Origin of the sequence: Aquipseudomonas guryensis, assembly GCF_014164785.1 — a bacterium.
Taxonomy (GTDB): Bacteria; Pseudomonadota; Gammaproteobacteria; order Pseudomonadales; family Pseudomonadaceae; genus Aquipseudomonas; species Aquipseudomonas guryensis.
In genome coordinates this window covers 94,451-110,363 of sequence record NZ_JACJFN010000004.1, presented here as the reverse complement: position 1 = coordinate 110,363, position 15,913 = coordinate 94,451, and the positions used below count along the sequence as shown (strand labels likewise).

Annotated in this window: 17 protein-coding genes; 10 read left to right on the top strand and 7 right to left on the bottom strand. The window is 64.8% G+C overall.

Annotation, left to right across the window (positions count from 1 at the left end; translation table 11 throughout):
• The first annotated feature begins 88 nt into the window (after positions 1–88).
• A complete protein-coding gene (locus H3H45_RS15680) occupies positions 89–715 on the top strand; it encodes a hypothetical protein (protein ID WP_182834658.1) in 627 nt (208 codons plus the stop codon).
• Between the two features lie 7 nt (positions 716–722).
• A complete protein-coding gene (locus H3H45_RS15675) occupies positions 723–1,352 on the top strand; it encodes a LysE family translocator (RefSeq protein WP_182834657.1) in 630 nt (209 codons plus the stop codon).
• Between the two features lie 57 nt (positions 1,353–1,409).
• On the opposite strand, the gene H3H45_RS15670 is transcribed toward H3H45_RS15675, so the two are convergent.
• The 6 genes from H3H45_RS15670 to H3H45_RS15645 all read right to left on the bottom strand — a co-directional run bounded on the left by H3H45_RS15670 (position 1,410) and on the right by H3H45_RS15645 (position 6,686).
• A complete protein-coding gene (locus H3H45_RS15670) occupies positions 1,410–1,904 on the bottom strand; it encodes a hypothetical protein (RefSeq protein ID WP_182834656.1) in 495 nt (164 codons plus the stop codon).
• Positions 1,905–2,005: 101 nt separating this feature from the next.
• Positions 2,006–3,784, bottom strand: a complete 1,779-nt coding sequence (locus tag H3H45_RS15665) for an ABC transporter ATP-binding protein (RefSeq protein ID WP_328822379.1) — start codon at positions 3,782–3,784, stop codon at positions 2,006–2,008.
• Positions 3,777–4,385 carry a DsbA family protein gene (locus tag H3H45_RS15660; RefSeq protein ID WP_182835000.1) on the bottom strand — a complete coding sequence of 203 codons (609 nt, stop codon included), beginning with the start codon at positions 4,383–4,385 and terminating at the stop codon, positions 3,777–3,779. Before H3H45_RS15660 ends, H3H45_RS15665 begins: the two co-directional genes overlap by 8 nt.
• Positions 4,386–4,565: 180 nt before the next feature.
• Complete coding sequence (trhO, locus tag H3H45_RS15655; RefSeq protein ID WP_182834654.1) at positions 4,566–5,501, bottom strand: oxygen-dependent tRNA uridine(34) hydroxylase TrhO; 936 nt, start codon at positions 5,499–5,501, stop codon at positions 4,566–4,568.
• 371 nt (positions 5,502–5,872) lie between these two features.
• Complete coding sequence (locus tag H3H45_RS15650; RefSeq protein ID WP_182834653.1) at positions 5,873–6,178, bottom strand: BolA family protein; 306 nt, start codon at positions 6,176–6,178, stop codon at positions 5,873–5,875.
• Between the two features lie 10 nt (positions 6,179–6,188).
• Positions 6,189–6,686: a DUF2059 domain-containing protein gene (locus tag H3H45_RS15645; RefSeq protein WP_182834652.1), complete on the bottom strand. Its 498-nt coding sequence runs from the start codon at positions 6,684–6,686 to the stop codon at positions 6,189–6,191.
• Positions 6,687–6,905: 219 nt separating this feature from the next.
• Between H3H45_RS15645 and H3H45_RS15640 the strand changes: the two genes are divergently transcribed.
• The 4 genes from H3H45_RS15640 to H3H45_RS15625 all read left to right on the top strand — a co-directional run bounded on the left by H3H45_RS15640 (position 6,906) and on the right by H3H45_RS15625 (position 10,550).
• Positions 6,906–7,919 (top strand): DUF2804 domain-containing protein, encoded by a 1,014-nt coding sequence (locus H3H45_RS15640; protein ID WP_182834651.1) that lies wholly within the window; start codon positions 6,906–6,908, stop codon positions 7,917–7,919.
• Positions 7,920–8,138: 219 nt separating this feature from the next.
• A complete protein-coding gene (locus H3H45_RS15635; protein ID WP_182834650.1) occupies positions 8,139–9,533 on the top strand; it encodes a class II fumarate hydratase in 1,395 nt (464 codons plus the stop codon).
• Positions 9,526–10,146 (top strand): NAD(P)H-dependent oxidoreductase, encoded by a 621-nt coding sequence (locus tag H3H45_RS15630; protein ID WP_182834649.1) that lies wholly within the window; start codon positions 9,526–9,528, stop codon positions 10,144–10,146. The genes H3H45_RS15635 and H3H45_RS15630 overlap by 8 nt, the downstream gene beginning before the upstream one ends.
• 194 nt (positions 10,147–10,340) lie before the next feature.
• A complete protein-coding gene (locus tag H3H45_RS15625) occupies positions 10,341–10,550 on the top strand; it encodes a DUF6316 family protein (RefSeq protein WP_182834648.1) in 210 nt (69 codons plus the stop codon).
• Between the two features lie 18 nt (positions 10,551–10,568).
• Here H3H45_RS15625 and pap read toward each other — a convergent pair whose 3' ends face one another.
• Positions 10,569–12,056: a polyphosphate:AMP phosphotransferase gene (pap, locus tag H3H45_RS15620; protein ID WP_182834647.1), complete on the bottom strand. Its 1,488-nt coding sequence runs from the start codon at positions 12,054–12,056 to the stop codon at positions 10,569–10,571.
• 85 nt (positions 12,057–12,141) lie between these two features.
• Between pap and mnmC the strand changes: the two genes are divergently transcribed.
• The 4 genes from mnmC (at position 12,142) to H3H45_RS15600 (ending at position 15,913) form a co-directional block, all read left to right on the top strand.
• Positions 12,142–14,106 (top strand): bifunctional tRNA (5-methylaminomethyl-2-thiouridine)(34)-methyltransferase MnmD/FAD-dependent 5-carboxymethylaminomethyl-2-thiouridine(34) oxidoreductase MnmC, encoded by a 1,965-nt coding sequence (mnmC, locus tag H3H45_RS15615; protein ID WP_182834646.1) that lies wholly within the window; start codon positions 12,142–12,144, stop codon positions 14,104–14,106.
• A gap of 223 nt (positions 14,107–14,329) precedes the next feature.
• Positions 14,330–14,596 (top strand): metal-sensing transcriptional repressor, encoded by a 267-nt coding sequence (locus H3H45_RS15610; protein ID WP_173204804.1) that lies wholly within the window; start codon positions 14,330–14,332, stop codon positions 14,594–14,596.
• Between the two features lie 19 nt (positions 14,597–14,615).
• Positions 14,616–15,158, top strand: a complete 543-nt coding sequence (locus H3H45_RS15605; protein WP_182834645.1) for a rhodanese-like domain-containing protein — start codon at positions 14,616–14,618, stop codon at positions 15,156–15,158.
• On the top strand, positions 15,158–15,913 hold the full coding sequence (locus H3H45_RS15600; protein ID WP_182834644.1) for a sulfite exporter TauE/SafE family protein: 756 nt from the start codon (positions 15,158–15,160) through the stop codon (positions 15,911–15,913). Before H3H45_RS15605 ends, H3H45_RS15600 begins: the two co-directional genes overlap by 1 nt.

Genomic DNA, 15,913 nt, shown 5'->3' with positions numbered 1-15,913 from the left:
GATACGTGGTAAAGCTGACGTCGAAATAGTGGCACACTGACACTTGTTCAGCCGATACCACGACAAGAACCACAATAGAGTGAGCGCCATGAGCACTGACAGCGATACCAGCACCAACGAAATGCTCAGCGACCTGCAGCGTATCGAGCTGCTGGAGAAAACCGGCAAACTCAACCGCCTGCTGATCTACGGCTTGAGCGGCGGACTGGTGTTGGCACTGCTGGCCATCTTGCTGGTCGGTCTGCTCGGGGGCGGTAGCGAAGCGGAAGAAGCGGAAAAAGGCCCGACGCTGGCCAGCGTCAAGGCGCTGGAGGAGCGGCTGGCCAGCCTGGAACAGCAGGTCGCCCCGCTCAAGCAGCAAGTGCAGAACCAGCAAGCCCTGTTCAATCTGCTCAAAGGTGGGCTGCCGGCACCCACTGCCACGCCAGCGCCAGCTGCGACTGGGGCTGCGCCTGCCAGTACGGAGTCTGACAAGTCCGCTCAGGAAACCAAGCTGATGGTAGCCAGAACCCTGATCGGTCAGGAGCAGAGCTACCAGAAGACCATCACCGCCCTGAAAAGCGGTATGCGCGACCTGGCCGGGATGATTGCCGGCTCGCGCAGCTGGCTGGAAGACTATGAGTCAGACCTGAACAAGCCGCTGGCCGAAAGCCAGGCGCGGGCCAAGGCGCTGCAACAGTGGGCAAACGGCAAGCCTGCTTCCGCAACCGAATAAGGATGCCATGAGCCTTACTGCCGCCCTGCTCGCCTATCTGCTGGCCGCCAGCCTGCTGACCGTCACCCCGGGCGTAGATACCGCGCTGATCCTGCGCACCGCCGCGTTGGAAGGGCCGAAGCGTGCGGCCATGGCAGCGCTAGGCATCAACGCCGGCTGCCTACTCTGGGGCGCCGGTGTGGCGCTCGGCCTCGGCGCACTGCTGGCGGCCTCGGAGCTGGCCTTCAACATTCTAAAGTGGAGCGGTGCCGCCTACTTGCTGTGGCTGGGCCTGCAGATGCTGCTCAAACCGCGCAGCGAATTCCGCCTGGCCAGCAGCGCCGCGGAGGAGCGCCACGGCCAGCTCGGTTGGTTCATCAAGGGCCTGCTGGGTAACCTGCTGAATCCCAAGGTCGGCGTGTTCTACGTATCCTTCCTGCCGCAGTTCGTGCCGGCCGGCTACCCGGTGGGTAGTTTCAGCTTTGCGCTGGCCTGCATCCACGTGCTGCTCGGCCTGCTCTGGGCCGCCGCACTGATCCTCGCTACCCGACCGCTAGCCGCCTTTCTGCGCCGTGGCGGCCTGATTCAATGGCTGGATCGCGCCACCGGCTCGGTGCTGCTGGTGTTCGCTGCGGGCCTGGCGCTGGCCAAACGCTGAGCACACGCCCATCCGACCGGGTCTGGCCTGGCGGGGAAAGGCTCAAGCGGGCTCAGGCTAATGTTCGTGATCCGGACCACGCCCGATCCCCGGATCAACATCCACATCGAGGTCGTCATCGTGCCTGGTGCTGGCAGAGAAGGCATTGTTCAATCCCAGCGCAGCGGCAATAGCAGCGGGCGTACTGGCCACCACCGACATGGCCTTGGCCAGACCGCTGGTTAGATCAGAGCGCGCCGCAGCCGAAGTCGCCGCGCCATGCCCTTGGCCTTGACCTTTCCCCTGCCCCAGACCGCTGCCCGCACCCACGCCGCGGCCGACACCGTGATCCGCGCCAGCCAGGCCGTGCCCGGCCCCACTGTGCCCGCCACCCGCACCAGCACCGTGACCACCGCCAGGACCACCACCGTGACCGCCGCCGTTGCCACCACCACGACCGCCACCGTCACGGGCATACACCGAGTCGATCAATGGATTGGTTGCGGGTGGTGCAACCATCGAGAACGCCAGAGCACACGCCGAAAGCGCCAGAATCTTGTTCAGCTTCAACATGGCCGATCCTCCGCGAGTTCATTCATCGCCTGCCGGCAATAGTCTATTGCCAGTTACCCGGTTGACCCCGGCAAGCAGATGAACGTTCAACGGCAATCAGGTTAGTGCTGCAGATGCCCATAGAGCTTGGCATACAGCCCACCCTCGGCAATCAACTGCTGGTGGTCGCCGTCCTCGGCGATGCGACCGCCATCGAACACCAGCACCCGATCAGCCTGTTTAACCGCACTCAGGCGGTGGGCAATGATCAGCGTGGTGCGACCACTGAGGAAGCTGGTCAGGGCCTGATGCAGGGCATATTCGGTGGCCGCATCCAGAGCCGAAGTGGCTTCGTCGAGGATCACCACCTTGGGCTCGGCCAGCACCATGCGCGCCACAGCCAGGCGCTGGCGCTGGCCACCGGACAGGCGCACCCCGGAGCGGCCGACCATGCTGTCCAGACCCAGCGGCAGCGCGCGAATGGTCGCCGCCAGCTGGGCGATTTCCAGGGCCTGCCAGCAGGCTGCGTCGTCACGCTCGCGCCCCATACACAGGTTGGCGCGCACCGTGTCGTTGAACAAGGCCGGATGCTGCAGCACCACGGCGACGTTCTCGCGTACGGTTTCCAGGCCGATTTCCTCGAGACTGGCGCCACCGAAGCGGATGCTACCCGCCTGGGCCGAATAAAGACCCAGGAGCAATTGCACCAGGGTGCTCTTGCCACCACCACTGGCGCCGACAATCGCGACCTTTTCACCGGGCGCGATGCTCAGGTTGAGGTCATCCAGCACCGGCTCCTCGCGGTAGGCGAAACTCAGCCCGCGGACCTCGATACCCACCGTGTCGCGGCCCTTGAACGGATCGAAACGACCGGGATATTGCGGCTCGTCGGCACGCGCCAGCAGCTCGTTGATCCGCTGCAGCGCACCGCCGGCCGCGTAGTAGGCGTACTGCAGGCTGAGCAACTGCTCCACCGGGCCGATCATGAACCACAGGTAGCTGAACACGGCGAGCATCTGCCCGATCGACAGGTCGGACAGCAGCACGGTGAGCATGGCTGCGGCCCGGAACAGGTCGATGCCGAACTGGAACAACAGGCCGCTGCTGCGGCTGGCCGCATCGCTTTTCCACTGCGAGGCCACGGCGTAGTCGCGAACCTCTTTGGCGCGCAGGCCAAGACGGCCGAGGAAGAAACCCTGGCGATTGCCGGCACGCACTTCCTGGATGGCTTCGAGGGTTTCGCTGAGCGCCTGGGTGAAGCGCGATGTGCTGTCGTTCTCCAGCTTCTTCAGGTGCTTGACCTGTTTGCCCAGCTGCACCGTGGCGAAGATCACCAGCGGGTTGAACAGCAGGATCAGCAGCGCCAGTTGCCAGTGCATCCACAGCAGGATCGCAGCTGTGCCGGTTAGGGTCAGCAGCGCGACCAAGACGCGGCTGAGGGTTTCACCGATGAACTTGTCGAGGGTGTCCAGATCGGTCACCAGGTGCGCGCTGACCGTACCACCACCGAGGTTTTCGTACTCGCCGAGAGCGATGCGCTTGAGTCGCTCGATCAGGCGAATGCGCAGGCGATAGATCACATCCTTGGACAGCCGCGCGAACAGGCGCGCCTGCAGCACGTTGCTGGCCAGGGCGCCGAGGCGCAGCAACAGAGTCAGGCCGAGCATCAGGCCGATATAGCCGGCGGCGTTTTCCCAGGAGACCGGGAGGAACTGATCCATCACCTTGAGCGCGGCATCGCCATCGCCGAGCAGCACTTCATCGACCAGCAACGGCAGCAACAGGGGGATCGGTACGCTGCACAGGGTGGCGAAGACGGCGATCAGGTTGGCCAACAGCAAGCCCTTGCGATGGCGCAAGGCCAGTTGGCGGATCTCCGCCCAGGTCAGCCGATCAGCCACGCGCACCTCGTAGAAGCCAGCGTTCGAGCATGGGCGCCAGTTCGTCCAGCGGCTGATAGCCATTGGTCAGCAGCGCCAGTTGGCCGTCGCGCTCGGCCAGCAAGGTGGGGAAACCGGCAATGCCAAGGTCCTGCACCCAGGAAAAATCGGCAGCAGTCGCCGCGTACATCTGCTCGCTGTCAAACAGCTCGGCGAATTCGATGCGCGGGATACCGGCCTGTTCGGCCAGCTCCACCAGCAGCTGAGGGCGCGTCACATCGCGGCCTTCGGCGTAGAAGGCCTCCTGGATCAGCTGCAGCAGCGGCCACACGCTCTGCTCGTCCAGGCTGCGCGCCGCCACCAGGGCACGGCAGGGCGGCTCGGTGTTGTAGACCAGGCCATCGGGCAAGGCGTCATGGAAGTTGAACAGCTGGCCGGTACGCGCGTTGACTGCCTGCCAGTGCGCGAGGATGCGCACCTTGCTCACCGGGTCGAGCGCGGCGCGCTCCTGACGCAAGCCGCCCACCACAACATGCAGCGGCACTCCGCCGGCCGCCGCCTGCTGCGCCAACGCCGCAACCACCGGAGCGAAGCCCCAGCACCAGGAGCACAGGGGGTCCATCACGTAGAGCAGGCGGGGTGGGCGCACAGGCGGATCCTTAAGAATCAGTTTACGGGTTCTGGATTAGAGCCAGACAAGGCAAAAGTGGCCGAGAAAGCGCAGTTTACGCAGTGTAAATGAGCATTATGAGGCCACTTTTAACGCCGTATGGCCGACAGCCAGAAGATCGTAAGCTGATTCTTACTGGTCGAGGGCCTTGTAGTTGTAACCGATCGGGTGCGGCAGATTGCGCGCCTTGGCGATTTCGATCTGCTTCTGCCGTTCGCGGGCGCTGGTGCGGGTCTTCTCCGACAGCGTATCCCAGCAGTGCGGACAGCTGATGCCGGGGGCATAGTGCTCGGACTGGCGATCTTCCACGGAAATCGGCGTACGGCAGGCATGGCACTGGTCGTAATCGCCTTCGGACAGATCGTGGCGCACGGTAACCCGGTTGTCGAACACGAAACAGTCACCGCGCCATTTGGTCGCGTCCTGCGGCACTTCTTCGAGGTATTTGAGGATGCCGCCCTTGAGGTGGTAAACCTCCTCGAAACCTTCGCCAAGCATGTAGCTGGAAGCCTTCTCGCAGCGGATGCCGCCGGTGCAGAACATCGCCACTTTCTTGTGCTTGGTCGGATCGAAGTGCGCCTTGATGTACTCGGGAAACTCGCGGAACGACTTGGTCTTGGGGTCAATGGCGCCCTCGAAGGTGCCGATGGCCACTTCGTAGTCGTTGCGGGTGTCGATCAGCAGCACTTCGGGATCGCTGATCAGGGCATTCCAGTCCTGCGGCTCGACATAGGTACCGACCTTGCTGTTCGGATCCACGCCCGGCACGCCGAGGGTGACGATTTCCTTCTTCAGCTTGACCTTGGTGCGGTAGAACGGCTGTTCGTCGCAATAGGACTCTTTATGGTCGATATCGGCCAGGCGCGCATCCTGGGCGAACCAGGCGAGCAGGCCATCGACGCCTTCGCGGCTGCCGGACACGGTGCCATTGATGCCCTCTTCGGCCAGCAACAGGGTGCCTTTGATGCCGTTGTCGAGCAGGGTTTGCAGCAGGGGTTCGCGCAGCGCTTCGTAGTCCGGCAGGGAGACGAACTTGTACAGCGCCGCGACGACGATCTTTGCAGTCATCGGGACTTCTCTCCAGTGGTCGTCCTCGCAAAGGACGGACCGGGGTTTAAACGACTGCGCCGGCAAGGGCCGGCGCGGGGGCGATTCTAACGCAGGGCAAGGCCGCGGTGCAGCCTGGCTGGATCAACGGAAACAGAGCCAGACCTAAGAGCCTGTTTCGGGTCTTTTGAGCTAGAGCCAGGCAAGGCGCAACGACCAATGGTAGTAACAGCCGCAGGCTGGCCCGAAGGGTAAGCGCCAGCGAATCAATTGGGCGAGGGTGCGGAGTTTACGAGCTGTACATGAGCAACCCGAGCCCAATTGACCAGCCTGAGGCTGTTACTGCGTTGCAACGCAGCATGGCCGACGATCAAGAGATCCGAGACAGGTTCTCAATGGTCGTGCTGACTGCCGCCCTTACAGGTCGGCGATGCCGGGGCCACGCCCTGCGCCGCCCACTCCTCGGGGGTATAGGTGTGCAGGGCCAGGGCATGGAACTGGCCCATCAGCTCGCCCAGGCCGGCATACACCTTCTGGTGCCGCTTGACTGCGTTGAGACCAGCGAACAGCGGGCTGACGATGATTGCCTTGTAGTGGGTCTGCTGGCCACGGCTGTGCATGTGGCTCTCGTCCAGCACCTCGAGGTGTTCGGGTTGCAAGGCATCCAGGGCCTGCAGAATCTGCTCGCGCATGTTCATGGATCTGTCCTCAGGGCTTCTGGTCGCTCAGTTCAGCGCTCATTTCTTCCAGCAGCCGGTTCACTTCCGGCACTGCGGCCTGCAGGCGCGACTGGGAAATCTGTACTGACTGGGCCGCCAGCACCGGCATCTTTTCCAGCACCTTGCGCCCGATCGGGCTCTGGTAGAAAGCCATCAGTTCCTGCAACTCGGCTTCGCTGAAGGTGCTGGTGTAGAGCTTGATCATGTCCGGTTCCAGCTTGTCCCAGCCGATGGCACGGTTCAGCGCCGCATCGGCCTTGACCTGATAGCTCTCCAGCAGGGCCTTCTTTTCAGCCGGGGCCTGGGCCTGGGCAAAACGCTGGGCAAACATCTGCTGCACCTGGGCATACACGGGCACGGCCAACTTGTCGGCACGGGTCAGTTCAAGAAAGCGTTCGGCCTGGGCAGCATGGCTGGTGGCATCGGCGAATACCGGACCACTGACGGCCAGCAGCAAAGCAGAACATAGAAGGCGCAGACGTCTCATGGCATTTCCTGAATTGATAAAGGCAAAAAAGTGCGGGCGCACATTCTGCGCCCACCGCCTGCTCTGCTCAAGCCAGCGGCACCGTCCAGCGGTTGTCAAAAGGCCAGCACTTGCCCATCCTTGAGCCTTAGAGGCATGCTGCGCGGCACTTGCGCACCTGCCCCACTCTATATACGTCGCCGACACAGCCCGGCTACGACCTGCACATGGACGTGTCTGATGAACAGCTTCATCAATAGCATCACTTCCCCACCCTTACAGCCGCTGTGCGACAGCCAGGGCCGACTCAACCCACAGGCCGTGGGCTGGTCGTCACGCCCCGTGGTGCATTGCGCCCTGCCTGGCAACATTGGCCGGCGCAAGCGCTGGAACCACTGGTGCATCACCACCCCGCACTGGATGCTGGCGATGACCTTCGCCGACCTCGATTACCTGGGTTATGGCGCGGCCTACTTCCTCGACCTCGACAGCGGCAAGCTGGTCAGCCACACCCAGCTGCGCCTGCTCGGACGGGGCTGCACGCTCCCCGATACGCCACTGGAGAGCCATGAGTTCTGCGCCAACCGCCTGCACCTGCGCGCCGATGACCGTGGCTCGGCGGTACGCCTGACGGCCATGGCCGCGAATATCGGCGGCCAGCCCCTGCAGGCGGCTCTGGACATCCTGCGGCCCGCGCACCTGGACTCGGTCAACCTGATCTGCCCCATGGGCGGCCGCGCGTTCCACGCCACCTGCCGTCAACTGGGCCTGCCGGTCAGCGGTAGCGTCCAGCTGGGCGGGCGCCAGTATCACTGCGTACCGGGACAGAGCTTTGCCTCGCTGGATTTCGCCCGCGGCGTCTGGCCCCTGCGCAGCCACTGGACGCGCGCCGCCTTTGCCAGTGCCGGCGGCATCGCCGGCAACTTCGGCGCTGGCTGGAGCGACTACAGCGGGCTCTCGGAAAACGCCCTGTGGTTCGGTGGTGAGCTGCTGCACCTGGAGGAGCCGGTGCAGATCGAACAGAGCCCGCAAGGCCCGTTGGCGCCGTGGCGGCTGAGCAGTGCCAGTGACCAGGTCGAGCTGACCTTCAGCCCACGTCAGCAGCATCTGGCCTATCCGAAGATCGGCCCGTTCTACGCCGATACGCGCCAGTGGTTCGGTTGTTTCGATGGCGTCCTGCGCGGCCCGCGCGGTGAGAAGGTGCCGGTGGCGAATGCCTATGGCTGGGTCGGAGCAACCCACGCGCGCTGGTAATCGCTTCGATAGAAATAGCCGGGAACCGCTCCAGCCTGGCGCGGCCTAAGAGTCTGTTTACGATCTCGCGAGCTAGAGTCAGACAAGGCAAAACTGATTGAGGGAGCGGAATTTACAATTGTAAATGAGCATCCCGAGGTCAGTTTTAACGCAGTATGACCGACGCGCAGCAGATCGTAGACAGGCTCTAAACTGCCGGAAGCCCATCAGGAGAACACCATGAGCCGCATCGAAACCGACAGTATCGGCGCCATCGAAGTCCCCAGCGAGGCTTACTGGGGCGCGCAGACCCAACGCTCGCTGCTCAACTTCGCCATCGGCGAGCAGCGCATGCCGCTGGCGGTGGTGCATGCCCTGGCACTGATCAAGAAAGCCGCGGCGCGGGTCAATGACCGCATCGGCGAGCTGCCTCCGGAGATCTCCCGACTGATCGAACAGGCCGCCGACGAGGTGCTGGCCGGCCAGCATGACGCGCAGTTCCCGCTGGTGGTGTGGCAGACCGGCAGTGGCACGCAGAGCAACATGAACGTCAACGAGGTGATCGCCGGACGCGCCAATGAACTGGCCGGCAACGCACGGGGCGGCAAGAGCCCGGTGCATCCCAACGACCACGTCAACCGCGCTCAGAGTTCCAACGACAGCTTCCCCACCGCCATGCACATCGCCGCCCTGCAGGCCGTGCAGCACGACCTGCTACCGGCCATCGCCGAACTGTCCGGCGGCCTGGCCGAACAGGCGGCGCGGCACATGGACCTGGTCAAGACCGGGCGCACCCACCTGATGGACGCCACGCCCATCACCTTCGGCCAGGAGCTGTCGGCCTTCGTCGCCCAGCTCGACTACGCCGAGCGGGCGATTCGCGCCACCCTGCCGGCCGTTTGCGAGCTGGCCCAGGGCGGCACCGCCGTAGGCACCGGGCTGAATGCCCCGCATGGCTTTGCCGAAGCCATGGCGGCCGAACTGGCAGCACTGGCCGGCCTACCCTTCGTCCCGGCGCCGAACAAGTTCGCTGCCCTCTCCGGCCACGAGCCGCTGACCAGCCTGTCCGGTGCGCTGAAGACCCTGGCCGTGGCACTGATGAAGATCGCCAACGACCTGCGCTTGCTCGGCTCCGGGCCGCGCGCCGGCTTCGCCGAGGTGCGCCTGCCGGCCAACGAGCCGGGCAGCTCGATCATGCCCGGCAAGGTCAATCCGACCCAGTGCGAGGCGCTGTCCATGCTCGCCTGCCAGGTGCTGGGGAACGACGCCACCATCGCCTTCGCCGCCAGCCAGGGGCACCTGCAGCTCAACGTGTTCAAGCCGGTGATCATCCACAACCTGCTGCAATCGATCCGCCTGCTCGCCGATGGCTGTCGCAACTTCAACCAGCACTGCATCGCCGGGATGGAGCCGGATGCCCGGCAGATGGCTGCGCACCTGGAGCGCGGACTGATGTTGGTCACCGCGTTGAACCGCCATATCGGCTACGACAAGGCCGCCGAGATCGCCAAGAAGGCCTACGCCGAGGACCTCAGCCTGCGCGAAGCGGCCTTGCAGCTGGGCTACCTGAACAACGAACAATTCGACGCCTGGGTGCGTCCGCAAGACATGCTGGAGTCCGGTCAACATGGTTGATGAAGTGAAAAGCGGCGCCACCCCGCTGGAAGGTGACGGCAAACGTATCCTGCTGATCCTCGGTACGCCCAAGACCGACAGCTTCTGCCATGCCCTCGCCGAGGCCTACTGCCAGGGCGCACGCGGCGAAGGCCACGTGGTGCGCCAGCTCAAATTGGGGGAAATCCACTTCGACCCGATCCTGCGCGACGGCTACAGCCAGAGCCAGACCCTGGAACCGGACCTGCTCGAAGCGCAGCGGCAGATCCACTGGGCCGAACATCTGGTGTTCGTCTACCCAGTCTGGTGGGGTGGCGTGCCGGCCCTGCTCAAGGGCTTCTTCGACCGGGTGTTCCTGCCTGGCTTCGCCTTCAAGTACCGCAACCGTTCGCAACTGTGGGACAAACTGCTCAGCGGCCGCACCGCCGATCTGCTGGTGACTCTGGACACGCCACCCTGGTACTTCCGCTGGATCTACGGCGCGCCGGCGCACCGCCAGATGACCCGTACCATTCTCGGCTTCAGCGGCATCAAGACCCGTCGCCTGGCCGAATTCGCCCCCGTGCGCCCGTCCACCGAGGAACAGCGCCAGGGCTGGCTGCGCCGTGCCGAACGTCTGGGCGTGCGCGCCTGAATCGCTCTTGGCCGACAACCTGATGCAACTTGTCCGCCATCCAACAGGTCAGCCCCGAGCAGACTAAAGCGGGAGTCGGTGCTCGGCTCTGCGGATGCAACTGAACAAAAATTGACCATTTGTCGCCCACGCCTGCTCGGCGCACTGCAGCCGCTAGACTAAAACCAGTGCAGCTTCGAGCAGGAGATCCCACTATGTTCGGTCAGCGTCGCGTCGACCCGACCCCCGGCACCCATTACCGCAGCGAGCGGGTCAGTGCAGTCAACGGCCAGTACTTCTTTTCCACCCGCGAAGGCACCCTGGAAGGCCCCTATTTCACCCGCGTCGATGCCGAACGTGAGATCGGCTCTTATATTCGGCGCATGATGCAGGCCAACCAGCTCGCCGCTAGCAGGGTGTATTAGGGTACCCGTCGGTATCGCTCAATCCTTGGCAAAAGCCTTCTCCAGCGCCTCGTTGATGGTGCGTAGCACCTTGACCCGGGCAAAGCGCTTGTCATTGGCCTCGACCAGGGTCCAGGGCGCAATCGCCGTACTGGTGCGGTCAACCATGTCGCCTACCGCATCGCAGTAATCCTGCCACTTGTCACGGTTGCGCCAGTCTTCCTCGGTGATCTTGAAGCGCTTGAAGGCAATCTGCTCGCGCTCCTTGAAACGCTGGTACTGGGTGTCTTCGTCGATGGCCAGCCAGAACTTCACCACCACCACGCCAGCCTCGCTGAGCTGCTCCTCGAAATCGTTGATCTCGCTGTAGGCGCGCAGCCAGTCAGCCGGTTCACAGAAACCCTCGACGCGCTCCACCAGCACCCGGCCATACCAGGAACGATCGAACACGGTGAAGTTGCCGCGCGCCGGCACATGCCGCCAGAAGCGCCACAGATACGGCTGAGCACGCTCCTCCTCGGTGGGAGCGGCAATCGGCACGATGCGGTACTGGCGCGGATCCAATGCTGCCGCCACGCGGCGAATGGCGCCGCCCTTGCCTGCCGCATCATTACCCTCAAACACCGCCACCAGGGCATGCCGGCGCATGCGTTTGTCACGCATCAACCCGGCCAGACGCGCCTGCTCGGTGGTCAGCTGCTCCTGATAATCCTCTTTCTCCAGCGCCTGGGTCATGTCCAGGCTGTCGAGCAGGCCGCGGTTATCCAGGCTGGCGGTCAGCGGTGCCACATGCGGTTGCACCGGCCGCCGTGCCTTGGACTTAAGCGCCGCCTGCAAGCCGTCGAGCAGGATGCGTCCGACCATCAGGCTGCGGTAATACTCGTCGGCGCCCTCGACCACGTACCAGGGCGCGAAATCGCGACTGGTACGCCGCAGCACCCGCTCGCCGTAGCGCACGAAGCGGTCGTAGGTCTCCGATTGCTGCCAGTCCAGCGGGCTGATGCGCCAGCTGTGCAGTGGATCGTCGCGCAGCGATTTGAGGCGCGCCTTCATCTGCTTCTTGGACAGGTGGAACCAGAATTTGAAGATCAGTGCCCCCTCGTCGCAGAGCATCTGCTCCAGGTTGAGCGCGCCATCGATGGCCTGATCCAGCACCGCGTTCTTGAAGTGGCCATGCACCCGCCCCTGCAGCATCTGGCTGTACCAGTTGCCAAAGAAGATGCCGATCCGTCCCTTGGGTGGCAGCTGCCGCCAGAAGCGCCAGGCCGGTGGCCGCGAACGCTCCTCATCGGTCTGCTGGTCGAAGGTGCTGACCTGGATCAGGCGGGGGTCCATCCACTCGTTGAGCAGCTTGACCGTCTCGCCCTTGCCGGCGCCCTCGACCCCGTTGATCAGGATGATCACCGGGAAACGCCCCTGCTGCTTGAGCTCGTACTGGGCCTCCAGCAGCGCTTCGCGCAGCGCCGGCGCTTCCCTGTCAAAGGTTTCCTCGTCGATGGCGTGGCCCAACTCGGCAGATTCGAACATGTTCAGCTCCCTGATGTAATCCGCACAGCCTAGCCCGTCGGCGCGCGCCTGGCATTACAATGCGCGCCTCTGCACAGGTGTCCGCATGTCCGACTCTCCCTATGCCCAGCTCGACTGGGATGCCCAAGGCCAACCGCTGTCACGTCAGTTCGACGACGTGTACTTCGCCCGCGAAGATGGTCTGGGCGAAACCCGCCATGTGTTTCTCGCCGGCAATCAGCTGGCCGCACGCTGTGCCGCACTGCCGGCCGGCGGGCGCCTGTGCATCGGCGAAACCGGTTTCGGCACCGGCACCAACTTCCTCTGTGCCTGGCAGCTGTTCGAGCAGAGCGCGCCGGTCGATGCCCAACTGCATTTCGTCAGCGTGGAAAAGTACCCGTTGAGCCCCGCCGACCTGCAACGCGCACTGGCCCTGTGGCCGGAACTGGCACCCTGGTCCAGCCAGTTGCTGGAGCAGTATGTGGCCATCCACGCCGGCTTCCAGCGCTTGCTGCTGGCCGGCGGCCGGGTGGTGCTGACCCTGCTGATCGGCGATGCCCTGGAGCTGTTGCCGCAGCTCGATGGGCAGATCGACGTGTGGTTCCTCGACGGTTTCGCCCCGGCGAAGAACCCGGACATGTGGGGCTTGCCGCTGTTCCAGCAACTGGCCCGGCTGTCCGCTCCCGGCGCCAGCCTGGCGACCTTCGCCAGCAGCGGTTTCGTCCGGCGTGCGCTGATCGAAGCCGGCTTCGCCATGCGCCGCGTGCCGGGCTATGGGACCAAATGGGAGAACCTCAACGGTCATTACGCCGGACCCGCCGCTGCGGCGGAGAAACCCTGGTTTGCCCGCCCGCAATACCGTCCGCAGCAACGCACGGCGCTGGTGATCGGTGCCGGTCTGGCCGGCTGCGCCACGGCCGCCAGCCTGGCCGCACGGGGCTGGCAGGTGAGCCTGCTGGAACGCCACGCCGACGTGGCCCAGGAAGCCTCGGGCAACCCCCAGGGCGTGCTCTACCTCAAGCTCTCCGCCCACGGCACGGCGCTGTCGCAGCTGATCGTCAGCGGCTTCGGCCATACCCGCCGCCTGCTGCAGCGCTTGCAGTCTGGCAGCGACTGGGCGCCTTGCGGCGTGCTGCAACTGGTCTTCGACGCCAAGGAAGCAGAACGTCAGGCACGCCTGGCCGCCGCCTTCCCCAGTCAGCTACTGCACAGCCTTGACCAGGCCCAGGCCGAAGAGCGCGCCGGTATCCAGCTGCCGGCCGGCGGCTTGTTCTATCCCGAAGCCGGCTGGGTGCACCCACCGGCACTCTGCCAGTTGCTGGCCGCGCACCCGCAGATCCGCCTGTTGCCGCATAGCGAAGCCCTGCAACTGCGCCGGGTCGATGGCCAGTGGCAGGCTCTGGACGGCGAGCACCTGCTGGCCAGTGCGGCGGTCGCCGTGCTGGCCGGCGCCGCCGAGGTCAAGCGCTTCGCCGCTGCCGCCGAACTACCGCTCAAGCGTATTCGCGGGCAGATCAGCCGCCTGCCACAGACCACCGCCAGCGCCGAGCTGGCCTGCGTGGTCTGCGCCGAAGGCTATGTCGCCCCGGCGCGCCACGGCGAGCACACCCTGGGCGCCAGCTTCGACTTCCACAGCGATGACCTCACGCCGACCGCCGCCGAACATGCCGGCAACCTGCAACTGCTGCAGGAAATTTCCAGCGACCTGAGCACCCGCCTGCAGGCCGACCTGCTCGACCCGGCGCAGCTCGAAGGCCGCGCCGCCTTCCGCTGCACCAGCCCGGACTACCTGCCAATCGTCGGCCCACTGGCCGACAGCGCCGCCTTCGCCACCATCTATGCCGTACTTAGCAAGGATGCCCGCCAGGTGCCGGACAGCCCCTGTCCCTGGCTCGACGGCCTTTACGTCAACAGCGGCCACGGTTCGCGCGGACTGATAACCGCCCCGCTGTCTGGCGAACTGCTGGCCGCCTGGCTGAATGACGAGCCGCTGCCCATACCGCGCAGCGTGGCCGAAGCCTGCCACCCCAATCGCTTTGCCTTGCGCAGGCTGATCCGCAACACCAAATAGCCCTTCGTCGCTCCGCAGGGTCCGCCATGCACCCTCAGCGCAGAGCAGCACCGCGAAATAGTGCCCTGCACCAAGCAGCAGCTGACGCTACCTCACGCCCATCCCTCAGCATGCAGGCTTAGCAGAATCGCCCTTAGCGACAGACGGGCTTGCCTGTCGAGCCACCCCATTACATACTCCCCCCAGTAACTTTATACCCCCACGGGTATACCAGGAGAGACAGATGACCGCCCCCAACCTGCAGCAACAGGACGCCATGCTCAAGCGGCTGGCCCGCGTCGAAGGCCAGATCCGCGGCATCCAGGCGATGATCCGCCGCGGCGAAGAATGCGAGGCCATCGCCCAGCAGTTCGCCGCAGCACGCAAGGCCCTGGATAAGGCCTACCAGGAAATGCTCGCCTGTCTGCTGGAAGAAACCATGCTCGACCCCGAGCGCGACGATGCCGAGACCCTGGCCCGGGTCCGCGCCATTTTCACCAAATACACCTGATACCCCCCGGGAGTACCCAATGAACCAGCCAATCTGCCTGATCGACGCCCCACGCTTCGCCGCCGCCCAGCATCAGGGCCAGGTGCGTTTCCTCATCGACGTACGCAGCCCGGCGGAATTTCGCGCCCAGCATGTGGCCGGCGCACGCAACGTACCGCTGGACCAGTTGCAACCCGAGCAACTGGTCGCTCAGCTCAAGCAAGAAGGCCTGCGCAGCGGCGATGAACTGTTCCTGCTGTGCCAGCGCGGACAACGGGCACAACGCGCCGCCGAGCAGCTGCAGCATCTGCTGCCCGGCGTGCAGGTGATCGACGGCGGCACCGAGGCCTGCGTGGCCTGCGGCATGGCTACCAATCAGGGTTCCAGTGGCGTGATCAGCCTGCAGCGGCAGGTGCAGATCAGCGCCGGCAGCCTGGTACTGCTCGGCTGCGCGCTCGGCACCTGGCTGCATCCGGGCTGGTACGGCCTGGCGGCCTTCGTCGGCGCCGGGCTGACCTTTGCCGGTCTTAGCAATACCTGCGCCATGGCCCTGCTGCTGGCGCGCATGCCCTGGAATCGCTGATGGATCTATTGCTCCTCGAAGCCCTCGGGGTCGGTGCGATCCTTGGTCTGCTGCTGGGTCTGACCGGTGCCGGCGGCTCACTGGTGGCCCTGCCCCTGCTACTCAGCCTGCATCTACCGCTGCGCGACGCGATCGGCGTGAGCCTCGGTGCCGTGGCACTGACCGCCCTGGTTGGCGCCACCCCCCGCGCCTTCCAGGGGTTGGTGGCCTGGCGCCCGGTGCTGCTGCTGAGCCTCTGCGGTTTACCGGGTAACGCCCTGGGCCAATGGCTGGGGCAGTTCATTGCGGAAAGCCTGCTGATCATCGCTTTCTGCCTGCTGGTGCTGTGGTCGGCCTGGCGCATGTGGCGCGGCGCCAAACTGCCGCGCAGCAACCAGCAGCACACTCGTAATTTGCCGCTACTCGGCATCGGCCTGGGAGTCGGCCTGCTGTCGGGACTGATGGGGGTCGGCGGCGGCTTCCTGGTGGTGCCGGCACTGCTCTGGCTCACCCCGCTGTCGATGCTGGCGGCCACCGCCACCTCGATGACCTTGATCGCCATCGTTTCCGGCGGCGGCTTCCTGCTCTACCTGAGCGAGGCCGATCCCTCGCCACTCTTGTTACTCGGTCTGGCCGCTGGCGGCGCCCTTGGCGTGCTGGCGGGCAACTACTGGGCCCAGCGCCTCGGCGGGCAACTGCTGCAACGTCTGTTCGCCCTGATGCTCGTCGTGGTCAGCCTGTCGCTGGCCGCGCAGAAACTTCTTGGAGGAGCCTGA

Coding starts and splice junctions, on each gene's coding strand:
- H3H45_RS15680 (WP_182834658.1), top strand. CDS start 89: ATGAGCACTGACAGCGATACCAGCACCAACGAAATGCTCAGCGACCTG.
- H3H45_RS15675 (WP_182834657.1), top strand. CDS start 723: ATGAGCCTTACTGCCGCCCTGCTCGCCTATCTGCTGGCCGCCAGCCTG.
- H3H45_RS15670 (WP_182834656.1), bottom strand. CDS start 1,904: ATGTTGAAGCTGAACAAGATTCTGGCGCTTTCGGCGTGTGCTCTGGCG.
- H3H45_RS15660 (WP_182835000.1), bottom strand. CDS start 4,385: ATGGACCCCCTGTGCTCCTGGTGCTGGGGCTTCGCTCCGGTGGTTGCG.
- trhO (WP_182834654.1), bottom strand. CDS start 5,501: ATGACTGCAAAGATCGTCGTCGCGGCGCTGTACAAGTTCGTCTCCCTG.
- H3H45_RS15650 (WP_182834653.1), bottom strand. CDS start 6,178: ATGAACATGCGCGAGCAGATTCTGCAGGCCCTGGATGCCTTGCAACCC.
- H3H45_RS15645 (WP_182834652.1), bottom strand. CDS start 6,686: ATGAGACGTCTGCGCCTTCTATGTTCTGCTTTGCTGCTGGCCGTCAGT.
- H3H45_RS15640 (WP_182834651.1), top strand. CDS start 6,906: ATGAACAGCTTCATCAATAGCATCACTTCCCCACCCTTACAGCCGCTG.
- H3H45_RS15635 (WP_182834650.1), top strand. CDS start 8,139: ATGAGCCGCATCGAAACCGACAGTATCGGCGCCATCGAAGTCCCCAGC.
- H3H45_RS15630 (WP_182834649.1), top strand. CDS start 9,526: ATGGTTGATGAAGTGAAAAGCGGCGCCACCCCGCTGGAAGGTGACGGC.
- H3H45_RS15625 (WP_182834648.1), top strand. CDS start 10,341: ATGTTCGGTCAGCGTCGCGTCGACCCGACCCCCGGCACCCATTACCGC.
- pap (WP_182834647.1), bottom strand. CDS start 12,056: ATGTTCGAATCTGCCGAGTTGGGCCACGCCATCGACGAGGAAACCTTT.
- mnmC (WP_182834646.1), top strand. CDS start 12,142: ATGTCCGACTCTCCCTATGCCCAGCTCGACTGGGATGCCCAAGGCCAA.
- H3H45_RS15610 (WP_173204804.1), top strand. CDS start 14,330: ATGACCGCCCCCAACCTGCAGCAACAGGACGCCATGCTCAAGCGGCTG.
- H3H45_RS15605 (WP_182834645.1), top strand. CDS start 14,616: ATGAACCAGCCAATCTGCCTGATCGACGCCCCACGCTTCGCCGCCGCC.
- H3H45_RS15600 (WP_182834644.1), top strand. CDS start 15,158: ATGGATCTATTGCTCCTCGAAGCCCTCGGGGTCGGTGCGATCCTTGGT.